This is a genomic window from Promicromonospora sp. MEB111 (assembly GCF_030209445.1).
GTDB lineage: Bacteria > Actinomycetota > Actinomycetes > Actinomycetales > Cellulomonadaceae > Promicromonospora.
Map to the genome: position 1 here is coordinate 1 of NZ_JARVSD010000016.1, position 16,105 is coordinate 16,105.

Consider the following 16,105-nt stretch of genomic DNA (forward strand, 5'->3'; position numbering starts at 1 on the left):
CCGTCCCGGCCACCATGCTCCTCGGCCTGGACAACACCCCCGGCCACCTGCACGGATACGGCCCCATCCCCGCCGAGACCGCCGCCCACATCGCGACCGACGCCACCTGGCAACGCCTCCTGACCGACCCCGTCACCGGGATCCTGACCGACTACTCCACCACCACCTACCAACCCGGCAAGATCCTGCGCCAAGCCGTCACCCAACGCGACCAGACCTGCTGCTTCCCCCAGTGCGACCGACCCGCCCAATGGGCAGACCTCGACCACATCCACCCCTACGACCACACGCTCGACCCCACCACACAACCACCGGGCGTGCCCGGACAGACCCGCGCCACCAACCTCCAACCGTTGTGCCGCGCGCACCACCTCGCCAAGACACACGGCGGCTGGAACGTCACCCGCCACCCCGACACCGGGAACACCACCTGGACCGCACCCACCGGCCACACCCACACCCGACCACCCACCCAGGCAGGGCCCACCAGCACCGACCACGCCGGCACCGGCACCGGCACCGGCATCACCAGCCTCGCCGACGACATCCGACACCGCCTCGGACAGCGAGGCCCGGGCAGCTCGACCGACGATCTCGCCGCCAGCACCCCGCCCGGCGCCGGACCTCATGAGACACCCGCTACCGGTGAACCGCGCCGGCTTCTTCCTGAGGAGCCACCCTTCTGATCGTTCGGGCCGCACCCACCGACCCGTCAGACGCGCCCGTCACCACCCAGCTCTGCGGCGCGGCGCAGCACGAGCTCGGGCACCGGGTCGGCGACGTAGTCCTCGGTGAGGGGCGCCGAGGCGACCCGGCGCACCGGCACGAGCCCGGCCCAGCCGTCGAGCTCGAGGTCGCCAGGTTCGAGCGTGGCCCCGCCCGCGCGCTGCTTCATCGAGGCCTCGGCAAGCGGCAGCGCGATCACCACGGTCGCCGCGAGCTCCTTGCGCGTCGGGGGCCGCAGCGTCGCGGCACGCCCAGGCACCATGTGGTCCACGATCAGGTCGAGCGCCCGGCGGCGCTCCCCCGCGTCGGTCACCTGCCGAGGCCGCCCGATCACCACCGCCGACCGGTAGTTCATCGAGTGGTGGAAGCCCGTGCGTGCCAGGACCAGGCCGTCGAGCTCGGTCACCGTCACGCACACTTCCCGCTCGAGTGCCGGTGCGAGCCAGCCGGCCGCGACGGAGCCGTGCAGGTACAGGGTCCCGCCGTCGTCGGGCCCGGCGGGGTCGACGCCGAAGGCGGTGGGCAGGACCACCGGGTGCGCCCCGGCCACGACCCCCAGGTGTGCGATCAGCGCGTCGGCGAGCAAGGCCATGAGCCGGTCCCGCTCGTCGACCTGGCGGTTGCGGCCGCGGGTCGGCGTCGTCCGGTCCGTGGGCGACAACGAGGCTGAGGACGGGCCAGACGTGGACGAGCCAGGCACGGCAATATCGGATGTGGACGAGCCAGACGTGGACGGGGCGGGTTCGGGGCGACCTGGTGCGGCCGGTCCCGGCGTGAGCTGCTGTGTCGTCATACGGTTAGCCTGACCCCGAAGTGGCTTACCGACACGGGCCATTTTGCCGCCAGTTGAACAAGCCACTCGCCCCAGGGACACGGGCCACCGGGCTCCCGCACCGCCCCGAACGACCCGAACGCCCCGCACCACCCGCACCACCCGCACCACCCGAGACCACACCACGCCACCCCGACCCGAAAGCCGCACCATGCTCCCCGTCCGACTCGACCGCACCCGCGCCGAGCCGCTCCCCGCCCAGCTCGCCGCTGCCGTCCGTGCCCTCGTGACCGACGGAACGCTCGGCACCGGCGACCGGCTGCCCTCCAGCCGCGCCCTCGCGGCCGACCTGGGGGTGGCGCGCGCCGTCGTCGAGCAGGCGTACGACCAGCTCCTGGCCGAGGCGTGGGTCTCCACCCGCCGCGGCGCCGGCACGTTCGTGGCGTCCGGCGAGACGCTCCCCGCCCCGCCGCAGCCGAACCGACCCGCCACGCGAGCCACCGAGTACACGCACCTGGACGCGGGCACGCCCTGGATCGACCCGCGCCAGCTCGCGGGCTGGCGTCGCGCCTGGCGGGAGGTCTCCGCGACGACGCCGCCGCGGGGCTACCCCGACCCGGCCGGGCTCCCGGAGCTGCGCGAGGCCCTCGCCGAGCGCCTCGCGCGCACCCGCGGCCTGATCGTGGGACCCGATGAGATCCTGCTGACCAGCGGCTCCACGGACGCCCTGCGCCAGCTCCTGGGGGCGCTCGGGCCCGGCGACGTCCTGGTCGAGGACCCCGGCTACCGGGCCGCCGTGGAGACGATCCGGACGTCGGGCCGGGACGTCGTCGACCATCCGGCGCTCGCGCCCGTCACCGACCTGGCCGGGTGCGCCGCCGCCTATGTCACGCCCGCGCACCAGCACCCGCTGGGCCGGGTCATGCCCGCCGCGGACCGGCTCGCACTGCTCGCGGCCGCCCGCGCCGCGGGCGCCGTCGTGGTCGAGGACGACTACGACTCCGAGTTCCGGTACGACGTCGCCCCCGTGCCCGCCCTGGCCGCACTCGACCGGTCGTGCGTGGCCTACGTCGGGACGGCGTCCAAGTCGGTCAGCCCCGGCCTGCGGCTGGGGTGGCTCGTCGCGCCGCCCGAGGTCCACGAGCGCCTGCTGGACCACCGCGCGATCACCCACGACACCCCGCCATGGCCCAGCCAGCGCGCCCTGCTGACCCTGCTGCGCGACGGCTGGGTCGACAAGGTGGTGCGCACCGCGCGCCGCGTCTACGCCGACCGGGCGCCCCGGGTCGCCGCCGCCCTGGAGCCGTACGCCGAGCTCGCCGGGCCGCTGGCCGGGATGTACTCGACCTGGCTGACCAGCCCGGAGGCGGCCGCCGCGGCGCGGGCGTCGGCCCGCGCCGCGGGGTTCGAGGTGCGGCTGCTGGAGCTGTACTGCCGGACCGCCGGCCCGACCGGTCTCGTGCTCGGCTTCGGCGGCGTGACCGACGCCGAGCTCGACCGGGCACTGGAGGCGATCGTCAGCGGCCTGCGCGGCCGCTGACGATCGCCGCTCAGACCAGCGAGTCCTGCCACGCCTCGTGCAGCCGGGCGTACCGCCCGTCGCCCGCGATCAGCTCGGCGGGCGTGCCGTCCTCGACCACCCGGCCGTGCTCCATCACGAGCACCCGGTCGGCGATCGCCACGGTGGACAGCCGGTGGGCGATGATGATCGCGGTCCGGTCGGCCAGCAGGGTCTGCAGACCTCGCTGCACGAGCCGCTCGCCCGGCATGTCGAGCGAGGACGTCGCCTCGTCGAGCACCAGCACCGCCGGGTCCGCGAGGAACGCCCGGGCGAACGACAGGAGCTGCCGCTGCCCGGCCGACACGCGGCCGCCGCGCTTGTTCACGTCGGTGTCGTACCCGTCGGGCATCTCGAGCACGAACTCGTGCGCGCCCACCGCACGGGCCGCGGCCTCGATCTCGGCCTGGCTCGCCCCGGGCCGGCCCAGCGCGATGTTCTCGCGCACGGACCCGCTGAAGAGGTACGCCTCCTGGGTGACCATGACGACGGCGCGCCGCAGGTCGGTCGAGGACAGGTCGCGCACGTCGATGCCGTCCAGCCGCACCGCGCCGGTGGACGCGTCGTAGAACCGCGTCACCAGCTTCGCCACCGTCGACTTCCCGGCGCCGGTGGTACCCACCACGGCCACGGTCTGACCGGCCGGGATCGTGAGGTCCAGGTCCGGCAGCACCACGGGGCCGTCGCCGTACTGGAACCGCACGTGGTCCAGCCGCAGCTCGCCGCGGGCCCGCTCGCCGGCGGCCGCCAGCGGCGTCGGGTGGGCGGGCTCGACGACGGTGGGCTCCTCGGCGAGCAGGCCCGACACCTTCTCCAGCGCCGCCGTGGCGGACTGGAAGGAGTTGTAGAACATGCCGAGCTGCTGCACCGGCTGGAAGAACCGCTTGCAGTACAGCAGCACGGCCGCGAGCACGCCCACCTCCATCGCCCCGTCCAGCACACGCCAGCCGCCGACGGCGAGCGCCGCCACGACCGTCATGTTGCCGATGAGGATCAGGCCCGGCTGGAACCGGCCGTTGACGCCGAAGATCTGCAGGTTGGCGTCGCGGTAGTCCTCGCCGAGCTTGCCGTAGTCCGCCTCGGTGGTGGGCTCGCGGCGGAACGCCTGCACGGCGCGCATGCCGGTCATGGTCTCGACGAACTTGACGATGAGCCGGGCGGACGCCGTCCGCTGCTCCCGGTAGTAGCGCTGGGACATGCGCTGGAACCAGCGGGTGAGCAGCCAGGCCGGGACGAACGCGACGGCGAGCACGAGGCCGGACCGCCAGTCGATGAGCAGCAGGCTCACGAAGGTGAACACCATGAGCAGCAGCGAGGAGACGACGCCGGTCAGACCGCCGTCGAGCAGCTCGCGCAGTGCCTCCAGGTCGGAGGTCTGCCGGGAGATGATCCGGCCCGAGGTGTAGGACTCGTGGAACTCGAGCGAGAGCCGCTGGGTCTGGCGGAACACGCGGCGGCGCAGGTCGAGCAGCACGGCCTGCGCGATGCGGGCCGCGGCCCGCACGTAGGCTCCGGCGGCCACGCCGCCCAGCACGGCGGCGACGAGGTACCCGGCGCCGGTGAGCACCAGGGGCGTGACCGAGCCGTCCTGCAGGGTGGGCACCGCCCTGTCGATGGCCACGGCGACGAGCCACGGCCCGGCGACCTGACCGAGCGTGGACGCGACCACGAGCACGGCGGCCCAGGCCAGCGCCCGCTGGTGGGAGCGCAGCAGGTCGCCGAGCAGCTGCATGGAGCGGCGCCGGACGGCCTGGGACGCCTCCTTGCCGAGGCGGGTCTCGTCGTCCGCGGCGGCGTCGGTGGGACGACGGCGGCCCCCTGCTTCCGGGGTGGTCTCCGTGGTCGCGGTCATGACAGCGCCTCCTGGCTCGTGGGCTCGGCGTTCCTCGACTCGGTTCTCCGGGGCTCGGTGCCCTCCGGCTCGTGCGCCTCGTAGTCCTCCTCGAGGCTCGAGATGATGTACCGGTAGTGCGGGTCGCCGGCCAGCAGGTCGTGGTGGGTGCCGACGGCGGTGATGCGCCCGCCCTGCAGCACGGCCACCCGGTCGGCCAGGGCCACCGTCGAGGGGCGGTGCGCGATGATCAGGCTGGTCGTGTCCCGCAGCACGTCCCGCAGGCGGGCGGTGACGGCCTCCTCGGTGGTGACGTCCAGGGCGGACAGCGGGTCGTCGAGCACGAGCACACGCGGCCGTGCGGCGATGGCGCGGGCCAGGGCGAGGCGCTGGCGCTGACCGCCGGACAGGGACATGCCCTCCTCGCCGATGCGGGTGCCGACGCCGTCGGGCAGGTCCAGCACGAACTGGGCCTGGGCGACGTCGAGCGCCTGCGTCATGAGCGCCTCGCGCTCCGCCTCCGGCAGGTCGTCGGACACGCCGAGCAGCACGTTGTCCCGGACCGAGGCGGAGAACAGGGTCGGGTCCTCGAAGGCGACGGCGACGCGCTCGCGCACCTGGGCGCGGGTCATGTCGCGCACGTCGACGCCGTCCACCTCGACCACGCCCGCCGTCACGTCGAAGAGCCGGGGCGCGAGCATCGCCAGGGTGGACTTGCCGGAGCCGGTGAGGCCGACCAGAGCGGTGGTGGTGCCGGGCGGCAGCTCCAGGTCGACCTGGTCGAGCACGGGGCGCTCGGCGTCGTCGTACCGGAAGGTGACGTTGCGGAAGGCGACGTGACCGCCCCCACCGCCCTGGGCAGGTGCCGGCTCAGCGGGCCGCGTCGGGTCCGTGAGCGGGTTGACGGTCTCGATCACCTCGAAGAACCGGTCGACGGCGGTCCGTGCGTTGAGCGTCATCGACAGCGTCATGCCGAGGTCGACGACCGGGCCGTTGATGACCGCGGTGGTGGTGAAGAACGCGACCAGCGCACCGAGCGTCATGTCGCCCTGGGCCACCAGGTAGACGCCGACCACGAGCGCGACCGCCTGCGTGACCTCGGGGATCACGCGCAGCGCGGTGGTCAGTCCGGCGTCGGTGGTGGCCTTGCGGATCTCGGTCTCCCGCAGCTCGGACGCCTGGTCGGTGAACGAGTCCAGGGCGTCCGGGCCGCGGCCGAACGCCTTGAGCACGCGGATGCCGTGCACGGACTCCTCGACGGTGGTGGCGAGGTCGCCCGACTGGTCCTGCGAGAGCCGCGAGATCTTCCGGTACTTGCGGGAGAACCGGAACGCCAGGATCGTCACCGGGATCGCGCCGCACAGGAAGATGATGCCCAGCCAGCCGCCGGTGGCCACGAGCAGGCCGACGCCGACCACGATGGTCACGAAGCTGACCACGAGCTGCAGGATGCCGAAGACGAGCCAGCGGCGCAGCAGGCCGAGGTCGCCCATGATGCGGCTGAGCAGCTGCCCGCCGGGCCAGCGGTCGTGGAACGCGACCGGGAGGTCCTGCAGGTGCTTGAACAGGGCCATGCGCATCACGGCCTCGACCCGCGTGCCGGGGAACATGACGAGCGTGCGGCGCAGGAGGATCAGGCCGGCCTCGCCCGCGCCGAGCAGGGCGACGAGCACGACGGACCAGGCGAGGCCCGTCCAGTCGTGCTCGCGGGCGCCGGCCGTGAGCGGGCCGTCGGTGACCCACTGCAGCACGCGCGGGATGGCGAGCGCCATGAGGCTGGCGCCGAGCGACGCGACCAGACCGCCCACCAGGCGTGGCAGGGCGGGGCGGACGTAGGGGTAGAGCCGGCGGATCGAGGCGAAGGTGCTGCGCTCGTCGCCGGGCGGGCTGCTGGGATCAGAAGAAGGATCGGATCGATTCGAGCGTTCGTCTGTGGGAGGCATCACAGCCATTATCCCGCCGGGCGCAAGTTGTTAGTTTCGGTAAGCACCTTCTTGTGTTGTGACCTGCACCACAGGAGTGCGGGCCGGGAAGCGGCGTCAGCGCACCCGCACCGAGAGGCACGTGACGCAGCCCTCGAGCTTCTCGAACTCGGTGACGGGCGTGGTGAGCACCGTGAGCCCCCGCCCCCGCAGGAGCTCGGCGGTGGCCGGTGCGGACTCCGACAGCAGCACGGTGGTCTCGTCCAGCACGACGACGGCGGTGCCCTCCGCCTCCGGGACGGCCAGGAACGACTCGAACCGGCTCGGGTCGTCGACCAGCGGCACATGACCGATCACCGTGCCGTCCGGCAGGGCGGTCACGGCGGACTTGAGGTGCAGCGCCCGGGTCACGGGCACCTCGACGACGCGCCAGCCGCGGGGTTCGAGCAGCGCGCGCAGCTGCGCCGCGCCCTCGGCGTTCGTCCGCGCCGTCCGCCCCACGTAGACGGTGCGGCCGACCTTGAGGATGTCGCCGCCCTCCAGGGTGCCGGGCTCGGTGATCTCGGCGACCTCGCGGCCCGTCGCCTCGGCCACGGGCCGCATCGACTCGATCTCGCCCCGCCGGGACAGGGCGCCGGGCCGGGTCAGGACCATCAGGTCGTCGAACACCACCACGGTGTCCTCGACGAACACCCCGTCGGGGTGCTCGTCGGCGGCGGGGAGCTCGCGCACCGCCCACCCCAGGTCGCGGAACACGTCCGCGTACCGCGCCCACTGCCGCGCGGCCAGGTCCGCGTCGACGGGAACGCGTTCGAGGTGCGTCAGCTCGCCGTCGGCCAGGGCAGGCGACGGCGGGCGGACGAGCAGGGTGCGGGGCAGTTCCTCCGGGGCCGGCCGGGCGGCGGGCTGTGCGGTGACCATCCCGCGACGCTACCGCGTCAGGAACGGCATCGGTCCGGCGGTCCCGGTTCCCGGCGTTATCTCCCCAGGTAGGCCATCCGCGCCGTCTTCGGCCCCTGCGGCGACTCGAACGAGACCACCTCGCCCGCGGTGAACCCCATCACCAGCATGCGGCGCAGGGCCTTGTCGTTGTGCGCGTCCGGCTCCCCCACCAGGCGGCGGGTGCCCGCCCCGGCGAAGAGGAACCCACGCATCGCGGGCCCGAGCACCGACCAGGGGTCCGCGGGCGCCCCGTGCCGGGCCGCCGGGCCGCGGCTGCCCAGGAAGAAGTGCAGCCCGAGGTCGCCCTCCCGCACGTCGTAGGCGGTGCCGATCGGGTCGTGCTCCGGGTGGTAGGCCTGCACGAGCACCACGGGCTCGTCGTCCCACCGCACGAGGTAGGCGTGGTGGGTCTCCAGGGAGTCCACGAACGCGTACGTGTCGCGCACCTCGTCGCGCGTGTGCTCCCCCATCCCCCAGAACGCCGCCCGCGGCCGGGTGAACCACCCGTGCAGCAGGTCGGCGTCGGCCTCCGGGTCCAGCACGTGCACGGTGACGAGACCGTCCTCGCCGAAGTCGCGGCGCCACACCTCGGCGCCGCGGGCGCCGTTCAGCAGCCGCAGGCTGGTGTCCGCCGGGCGCAGCTGGTCCCAGTCGGTGACGACGGCGGAGGTGCGGGCGTCGGCCCAGGTGGCGTGCTGGTCGTCGAAGTGCGGGCTGCCCGGGCGGCCGTCGGCGCCGAACGGCACGCCCCACCGGCTGTTCGCGCGGTCGGACAGGTCCCAGACGTACCGCGCCACCGACGCGCGGTACGCGGTGGGCGCGACCCCGGGCGAGCCGCCCGTGCAGCGCACGGTCTCGTTGTTGCCCGAGACCGGGGCGGGCGTCACGTCGAGCGGGCGGCCGGGCACCGCGGGCGCGACAAGGTCCGGCACCGGGAGCAGCGGCGCGGGCACGTGCAGGTCGCCCCAGGCGGGTTCGGCCGGGCCGACGGCGGCCTGCACGGCGGTCGCCTGCACGACCTCGGCCAGCGCCGCGCTCGCCTCCGCCGCGGCATCGATGCGCAGGCGCCGCCCGTCCGGACCCGCGACGACGAGCCAGTCGGCCGCGAGGATCCGCGACAGCCCGGCTCCGACCGCCGTCGGGACGTCGAAGACGCCGCCGAGCACCGGTGTCAGCGCGGGGTCCTGCCCGTGCGGCTCGTGCAGCGGCGCGAAGACGGGGTGGCCGGCGAGCCGGTGGGCCAGGGCGTCGCGCCAGCGCATGTAGAGGGCGGCGTCGGTGGAGACGGCGTCCACGTGGGCGCCGTCGGCCACCCAGGCGCGCAGGCGGACGGCGGCCGCGGAGGCGTCGTCCGCCAGGTGCGCGACCAGGCCGGGCGCGCCGAGGTCGCGGGTGTCGCCGTGGATCCGGGCCTGCGTGGTGGGCGACTCCGGTGCGGTGGCCGCGGCGAGGAGCTGCCGGATGCGCTCCGCGCGGTGCGGCGCGTAGGACCAGCCGAGGTCGTGCGCCTCCCGGCCCGGACGCAGGTCGCGCGGGCCGGATCCCGGGCGACCGTCCTGACCGGCGGGCCGCTGGGTGACCGGCCGCTCGTTGGCGTCGACCGCGACCTCGGTCACCCGCGCCGGCGCCGGGAGGTCCACGTAGCCGTCGGCCGGCTTGGCGGTCGGCAGCGCGCGCTCCGGCGCGCCGGCCGGCACGTCCGGGACCTTGCCCGCCGTCAGGCTCAGCACCTCGCCGGTGCTGTCGGCCGTGAGCACCCGGTTGACGGGGTCGACCCACCCGCCGAAGGCCTCGGCGACGTCGCGCGCGGTGCGGGCGTGCAGCAGCGCGCGCCACGCCGCCACGCCGACGTCGGACAGCTCGCGGGCCGGCCAGTGCAGGCGCCAGCCCTCGGGGCGGCCGCTGTCCGCGCCGTCCGAGACGACCTCGACGTGGTGCGCCGCGGCGTTGGTGATGCCCCAGGCCACGGCTGACGACGGTCCCGACGCGTGCCCGAAGTGCGGCACCCCGGGCACGCCCGGGAAGGCGAAGCCGACGACGTCGTAGGGCGCGGCCGGGTCGGTGCACGCGAGCCGCACCTGCTGGTACGGGCCGGGCAGCTCCAGCGTGCGGTGCGGGTCGCCCGCGACCAGCGGGCTGCCCGACTCGGTGAACCGGCCGTGCACCGCCCACGCGTTGGACCCGGAGCCGCCGTCGGCCACGAACAGGCCCAGGACCCGGTCCAGCGGCACGCCCGGGACGTGCAGGTGCCGGGCCACGTGCGCCCGCCACAGGATGCTCGGGAACCCGTTGAACAGGACGTGGCTCGCCAGGAAGACGCCGATCGGGGTCCACGGCGCCCACGGCCGGAACGGCACCCCCGCCAGCTCCGGCACGTCGCGGCCGCCCGCCAGCAGCCCGGCGCTGACGCCGTCCGCGTACGCGGCCAGCCACTCGCGCTCGGGCCGGGCCAGGGCGTCGTGGATCGTGCGGGCCGTGGCGGCCAGCCGCTCCCGCGCGGCGAACCGGTCCCACGCCTCCCCCGCCGCGCCGGCGAGCTCGCCGTACCGTTCCTCGGCCCGCATCCGGTCCGCCTCGACCTGCAGCCCGCGGTCCTGGGCGGTCACCCAGCCCTGGCCGTAGGCCAGGGCCGTCTCGGTCGCGGCCCGCACGTGCGGGATGCCGAGGTCGTCACGAAACAGGTCGAAGTCCACGTTCCCTATCATCTCTCCGGGTTCATCTCTCTGGGGTCATCTCTCTGGGCGCCGCACGGGGTTCGCGAGCGTTCCCGCGTAGATCAGCGACTCGGACTGGTTGGTCAGGTCCACCATCTGCAGGGTGTTGCGCAGCTGCAGCCGGTTGAGGCACGAGTGCGCGAACCGCGCGGCCCGCAGGTCGATCCCCGTCCTGGCCCGCACGTCGGGGTGCTCGGCCGCGTGCCGGTCGATCGTCTCGGCCACCAGGGCCCAGAACCGGTCCTCGCCCAGCACGCCGTCCTCGGCGAGGATGCCCGCCAGGTGCCGCAGCACGCCGTCGAACACGTCGGTGAAGATCGCGAGCGCCTTCTCGTCGTCGTCCACGGCGGCCCGGATGCGCTCGACGCCGTCCGGCAGGGGGCTCTGGCCCAGCAGGGCGACCTCCTCGCCGATGTCCTTCATGATGGCGCGCTGCACCACGCCGTCGCGCAGCACCAGGATGAGGTTCTCGCCGTGCGGCATGAACGCGAGCTCGTAGCTCAGCAGGCAGTGCACCAGCGGGTAGACGTAGGCGTCGAGGTAGGCGCGCAGCCACTGCTCGGGCGCGACGCCGGACTCGCGGACCAGGCCCGTGGCGAACGACGCCCCGCTCGCGTCGCGGTGCAGCAGGCTCGCCATGGTCACCAGGCGCTCGCCGTCCGCCAGCCGCGGCACGGGCGACTCGCGCCACAGGGCGGCGAGCATCTTGCGGTGCGGGTTGGGCTGGGGCGTGCGGTGGTAGACGTCGCCCGTGTACCCGACGGAGGCCAGCTCGCGCAGGACGCCGAACCCGGCGCGGCGCAGGGTCTCGTCGCCGCCCACCAGGTCCGCGACCCAGTCGTTGATCGCCGGGGTGGCGCGCATGTAGGCCGGGGACAGGCCGCGCAGGAACCCCATGTTCTGGATCGCGAGCGCCACCTTGACGTAGTGCCGCTGCGGGCGGGTGCGGTTGAACATGGTGCGGATCGACTGCTGGGCCTGGTACTCGTCCGAGCCGGGGCCGAGCGGCACCAGGTCGCCGCGCGCGACGTCCGCCGCGAAGGTGACGGCCACGCGGTGCTCCCACTGCCAGGGGTGCACGGGCAGGTAGAGGTAGTCGGCGGGGTCGAGGCCACGGGCGGCGAGGCGGTCGGCGAAGGCGGCGCGCTCGGCGTCGGACAGCTCGCCCGGGGTGCCGGGGCTGCCGTAGTGGCCCGCCTCGGTCTGGTCGGCCGCGAGCGCGAGGTGGGTGTGCTCCCGGCGCGCGGCGAGCCACAGCATGCGCAGCCGCTCCCCGCGCTCGGGCGCGTAGGCGCGGTAGTCCCGCAGGGAGAAGCCGATGCGGCCGTTGTTCGCGACGAAGCTGGGGTGCCCCTCGGACATCGCGGCCTCGACCTGCTGGAACGCCTCGGCGGTGGCGTGCGCGCCGGACGCCGTCCGGGCCGCGTCCAGCAGCCCGCGCACCGAGGGCGTGGTGCCGTCGAGCTCGCGCTCCCGCTTCGCGGCCGCGCTGGCCAGGGTGGCGGACAGCTCCTCGAGGTAGGTCGCGAGCAGGGCGTCGGGCACCTGGAGCAGCGGCTGCAGCTCCGCGATCAGCTCCAGCGCGTCCACGGGCAGGACGACGGCGCCGCGCACCCCGGCGTCGGCCGTGCGGCGGATGGACGCCGGGTCGATGACCCAGTGCTCCAGGGCGTAGCGGCGGGCGGTGAACCGGTAGGTGACGCCGTCGAGATCGAGGCGGTAGGCGCCGTCGGCGCTGTTCCCGTCGGCGCTGTTCCCGTCCGTGCTGTCGTCCGGGGCGTCGTCGGGCTCCGGCGCGAAGAGCCGCTCGTGGGCGAGCTCCGCCAGGGCCTTGGCCGCCAGGTGCCGGTGGGCGTGCTCCATGAGCGGTGCGCTCAGGTGTGTGGCGATCATCGGGTCGGGCCGGTGGGTCGCGGGGTCGCCGCCGGGCGCGAACCCGTCCCCGAGGGCGGACGCCGCGAAGTCGGCGCGGGTCGCGACGCTCAGGGCGGCGCGCTTGGCGTGCGCGCCGCGGCCGAGGTCCACCTCGCGCAGCACACGGAACCCGGCGGCGGCGTTCTTGGCGGCGATCTTCCGGTTGCCGACGTCGGGCTCGACGACGACACGGACGGCGCCCCGGCCGGCTCCTGCCCCCGCGCCCGTAGCCGACAGGCAGAACCGCATGACCGCCGTCATCACGGCGTCGGTCAGCCCGTGCCGCGGGGTCGCGGGCGGGGCGACCAGCAGGTGCATGCCGAGGTCGCCCGGCTGGGTGTCGTGGACGCCGTCGAGCAGCACGCGCGGGTCGTACGTCTCGGTGAGGAACACCGGCTCACCGTCGAGGCGGCCGAGCCAGGCGTCCTCGCCGGGCCGGCCCTGGATGCCGGCCAGGTACTCGCGCACGTCGTCGACGTGCAGCTCGCTCATCTGCCAGAACGACGACGCCGGGTGCGCCAGCCAGCGCTGCACCAGCTCGGCGTCGCGCACCGGGTCGACGGGTTCGAGCGTCACCCCGCCGAGGCGGGTCGGGGTCGCGAACGTGTGGACCGTCGTCGGGGCGCTCACCGGGCGGCCTCCATCTCGTTGTCGGTCAGGTGCTCGGCCGGTTGCGTGCTGCCCCGTCCCGGCCCGTCCCCGCCGTCGGGCAGGCCGAACTGCTGGAAGGCGATGCGGCGCTCGATCGGGTACGGCTCGCGGCCCGTGACGTTCGCGAGGATCACGGAGTTGCGCCAGGCGCCGAACCCGAGGTCGGGCGCCGTCACACCATGGGTGTGCTCCTCGCCGTTGACCACGTGGATCCGCCCGTCGTCGTCCACGGTGTAGTCGCGGCGCACTGCGTAACGGCCGCGCGCGTCGAGGTTGACCAGGCCGGGGGCCAGGAACGCGGGTACGGAGGCGGCATAGCCCGTGGCGGCGACGATCGCGCGGGTGCGGTGCTCCGCCGTCGTGCCGAGCTGGGCGTGGCGCAGGGTCAGCACGTACTCGCCCGCCCCGTCCGCACCGTCAGGGTCCGAGCCAGCAGGGTCCGAGCCAGCAGGGTCGAACCGCGCCGCGACCACCTCCGTGTCGGACAGCAGCGTGGTCGGCACCTCCGCGCCCAGGGCCGACTTGCGGTACAGGGTGTCGTAGATGTCGTCGATCAGGTCCCCGCTGATGCCCTTGTAGAGGTTGCGCTGCTCGCGCCCCAGCACGTCGCGCTGCTCGATCGGGAGCGACACGTAGTGGTCGGTGTACTCGGGCGACGTCATCTCGAGCGTCAGCTTCGTGTACTCCATGGGGAAGAACCGCGGCGAGCGGGTCACCCAGTCCACCCGGTGCTCCCCCGGCCCGGTGCCGCAGCCCTCCAGCAGGTCGCGGTACACCTCCGCCGCGGACTGTCCGCTGCCGACCACCGTGACCGAGCCGGCCGCGGCGAGCTCCGCGCGGCGCGGCAGGTAGTCGCTGGTGTGCACCACGGGGCCGGCCGCGCCGCCGGGACCGTCCTCCAGGGCAGCAAGGAAGGCGGGCAGCCGCGGCTGGGTGCCGGTGCCCAGCACGAGGTGCTTGGCACAGTATTTCTCGACGCCGTGGGCGGTCTCGGCGGTCACCTCGAACAGGTAGCCGCCCTCGCCGGACGACGGCGCCGGGTCCGCCACCCGGACGACGGCGGTGACTCGCCGCCCCCAGCGCAGCGTCGGGAGCTGCTCGGCCACCCAGCGGCAGTACTGGTCGTACTCGGCGCGCAGCGGGTAGAACGACTCGCGGATGTAGAACGGGTACAGCCGCCCCGTCGTCTTGAGCCATGCCAGGAACGAGTAGGGCGACGTCGGGTCGGCCATCGTCACCAGGTCGGCCAGGAACGGGACCTGCAGCGTGGTGCCCTCGATGAGCATGCCCGCGTGCCAGGAGAAGCCGTCGCGCTGGTCCAGGAAGACGGCGTCGACGTCGTCCAGGGGCTGGGCGAGCGCCGCGAGGCCCAGGTCGAACGGGCCGATGCCGATGCCGAGCAGGTCGTGGACCTTCATCTGTCGGGTACCCGTCTGGTCGGTGCTCATCGCGTCTCCCCCTCGCCGCGCGCCAGCCGCGGGTGCACGTCCCGGCACGGCGGCTCCTCCGTGTCCGCGAGCGCCTCGCCCGCGAGCAGCCCGTGGGCGGCGGAGCGGACCAGCTCCAGCACACCGCGGATGTCGGCGAGCGTTGCGTCGGGGTTGAGCAGGGTGAGCTTGAGGCAGGGGCGGCCGTCGATGACGGTCTTCGCGACCAGGGTGCGGCCCGAGTCGAACAGGACGCGCCGCACCTGGGGCACGAGCGCGTCGGCGCGCTCGGGGTCGAGACCGTCGGGCTCGTAGCGGAACAGGACCGTGGACAGGTCGGTGGTCCCCACGAGGCGGAAGTCGGTGTCGTCGGCGAGGTCCTGGTGCACGGCGGCGGCGAGGTCGCAGACGGCGTCCACCATCGCGCCGACGCCGTCCGCCCCGAGCGCGCGCAGCGTGACCCAGAGCTTGAGGGCGTCGAAGCGGCGCGTGGTCTGCAGGGACTTGTCGACCTGGTTCGGCTCCGCGTTCTCCTGGGGGTTGAGGTAGTCGGCGTGCCACGCCACGGGGGCGAGGTCGGGCCGCTCGCGCACGATGAGCGCGCTGGACGAGACGGGCTGGAAGAACGACTTGTGGAAGTCGACGGTGACGCTGCGGGCCCGCTCGATGCCGTCGAGCAGGTGCCGGCGCGTCGGGCTGACCAGCAGGCCGCAGCCGTAGGCGGCGTCGACGTGCAGCCAGGTACCGACGGCGTCGCACAGGTCGGCGATGGGGACCAGGGGGTCGATACGGCCGCGGTCGGTGGTACCGGCGGTCGCGACGACGGCGACCACCGTGTCGCCCGTGCGCTCGATGTCGACGAGGGTCTGGCCGAGGGCGTCCAGGCTCATCCGGCCGTCGGCGTCGGTGCCCACCTCGACCACGGCGTCGTGCGGCAGGCCCAGCAGCAGGGCGGACTTGGCGACGCTGAAGTGGCTCGCCGCCGTGGCGAGGATCCGCATGGACTCCAGGCGGACGCCGTCGCGGCGGGCGCGCTCCCGGGCCAGGAACAGCGCCTGGAAGTTGGACTGGGTGCCGCCCGAGGTGAAGATGCCGTCGGCGCCCTGGTGCACCTCCGCGCCGTCGCCGCCGATCTCGCCGTCGACCGGGAAGCCGATCCGGCCCGCCGTCCACTCGACCAGGCGCCGCTCCATGAGCGTGGCGACCGTGGACTGGTCGTAGGTGTCGACCGAGGTGTTGATCGCGGCGAGCATCGTCTCCGCGCCCACGGCGGGCAGCGCGACCGGGCAGTTCAGGTGCGCGGCGTAGGTGGGTTCGTGGAACCAGATCGCATGCTTCGCGTACAGGTCCGCGGCCTCGCGCAGCGCCGCCCGCGTGCCCGACGGCGGGCCGTCCAGGTCGACGGCGTCCACGAGACCCTGCAGCTCGGAGCGGCTGGCGCCCGAGAACGGCTGGGTGACGGAGGTGAGCCGTGCTGCGATGTCGTCGGCGACCGCGCGGACGGTGTCCGCATAGGTGCTCGCGGTGGCCCCGCGCAACAGCGCGGTCGTGTCGTGGCTCGAACCCGAGGGTGCGGTGGGCACTGGCTGCGTCACTGCGGGCAGGTGTGAGGGCATGCGGAAGGCTCCTCGTGCAGGCGAAAGGAACG

10 protein-coding genes are annotated in these 16,105 nt (G+C 74.3%); 2 read left to right on the forward strand and 8 right to left on the reverse strand.

Translation table 11 applies throughout. The annotated features are described in order from the left end of the window. Window positions 1-686 (forward strand): HNH endonuclease (locus QRN56_RS19240; protein ID WP_285105926.1); only part of this gene is annotated, 686 nt, incomplete at its 5' end. 26 nt (window positions 687-712) lie between these two features. Here the strand turns inward: QRN56_RS19240 and QRN56_RS19245 are convergent. Beyond that, entirely contained in the window at window positions 713-1,387 is a 675-nt protein-coding gene (locus QRN56_RS19245) for a pyridoxamine 5'-phosphate oxidase family protein (protein WP_285105928.1), read from the reverse strand. A 322-nt stretch (window positions 1,388-1,709) separates the two neighbouring features. Here QRN56_RS19245 and pdxR point away from each other — a divergent pair, with 322 nt between their 5' ends. Continuing rightward, complete coding sequence (pdxR, locus tag QRN56_RS19250; RefSeq protein ID WP_285105930.1) at window positions 1,710-3,038, forward strand: MocR-like pyridoxine biosynthesis transcription factor PdxR; 1,329 nt, start codon at window positions 1,710-1,712, stop codon at window positions 3,036-3,038. A 10-nt stretch (window positions 3,039-3,048) separates the two neighbouring features. On the opposite strand, the gene QRN56_RS19255 is transcribed toward pdxR, so the two are convergent. The 7 genes from QRN56_RS19255 to QRN56_RS19285 form a co-directional block, all read right to left on the reverse strand. Beyond that, entirely contained in the window at window positions 3,049-4,908 is a 1,860-nt protein-coding gene (locus QRN56_RS19255) for an ABC transporter ATP-binding protein (protein ID WP_285105932.1), read from the reverse strand. Further along, window positions 4,905-6,830 carry an ABC transporter ATP-binding protein gene (locus tag QRN56_RS19260; RefSeq protein ID WP_285105934.1) on the reverse strand — a complete coding sequence of 642 codons (1,926 nt, stop codon included), beginning with the start codon at window positions 6,828-6,830 and terminating at the stop codon, window positions 4,905-4,907. The genes QRN56_RS19255 and QRN56_RS19260 overlap by 4 nt, the downstream gene beginning before the upstream one ends. A gap of 96 nt (window positions 6,831-6,926) precedes the next feature. Then, window positions 6,927-7,730 (reverse strand): dimethylargininase, encoded by an 804-nt coding sequence (ddaH, locus tag QRN56_RS19265; RefSeq protein WP_285105936.1) that lies wholly within the window; start codon window positions 7,728-7,730, stop codon window positions 6,927-6,929. Between the two features lie 56 nt (window positions 7,731-7,786). Beyond that, window positions 7,787-10,444, reverse strand: coding sequence for a GNAT family N-acetyltransferase (locus QRN56_RS19270; RefSeq protein WP_285105938.1), 2,658 nt, complete (start codon window positions 10,442-10,444; stop codon window positions 7,787-7,789). 36 nt (window positions 10,445-10,480) lie between these two features. Beyond that, window positions 10,481-13,009, reverse strand: a complete 2,529-nt coding sequence (locus QRN56_RS19275; protein WP_285105939.1) for a GNAT family N-acetyltransferase — start codon at window positions 13,007-13,009, stop codon at window positions 10,481-10,483. Next, window positions 13,006-14,478 (reverse strand): lysine N(6)-hydroxylase/L-ornithine N(5)-oxygenase family protein, encoded by a 1,473-nt coding sequence (locus QRN56_RS19280; RefSeq protein WP_285105941.1) that lies wholly within the window; start codon window positions 14,476-14,478, stop codon window positions 13,006-13,008. The genes QRN56_RS19275 and QRN56_RS19280 overlap by 4 nt, the downstream gene beginning before the upstream one ends. Then, a complete protein-coding gene (locus QRN56_RS19285; RefSeq protein ID WP_285105942.1) occupies window positions 14,475-16,073 on the reverse strand; it encodes a pyridoxal phosphate-dependent decarboxylase family protein in 1,599 nt (532 codons plus the stop codon). Before QRN56_RS19285 ends, QRN56_RS19280 begins: the two co-directional genes overlap by 4 nt. Window positions 16,074-16,105: the final 32 nt, after the last annotated feature.

Coding starts and splice junctions, on each gene's coding strand:
- QRN56_RS19285 (WP_285105942.1), bottom strand. CDS start 16,073: ATGCCCTCACACCTGCCCGCAGTGACGCAGCCAGTGCCCACCGCACCC.
- QRN56_RS19255 (WP_285105932.1), bottom strand. CDS start 4,908: ATGACCGCGACCACGGAGACCACCCCGGAAGCAGGGGGCCGCCGTCGT.
- QRN56_RS19280 (WP_285105941.1), bottom strand. CDS start 14,478: ATGAGCACCGACCAGACGGGTACCCGACAGATGAAGGTCCACGACCTG.
- QRN56_RS19260 (WP_285105934.1), bottom strand. CDS start 6,830: ATGCCTCCCACAGACGAACGCTCGAATCGATCCGATCCTTCTTCTGAT.
- pdxR (WP_285105930.1), top strand. CDS start 1,710: ATGCTCCCCGTCCGACTCGACCGCACCCGCGCCGAGCCGCTCCCCGCC.
- ddaH (WP_285105936.1), bottom strand. CDS start 7,730: ATGGTCACCGCACAGCCCGCCGCCCGGCCGGCCCCGGAGGAACTGCCC.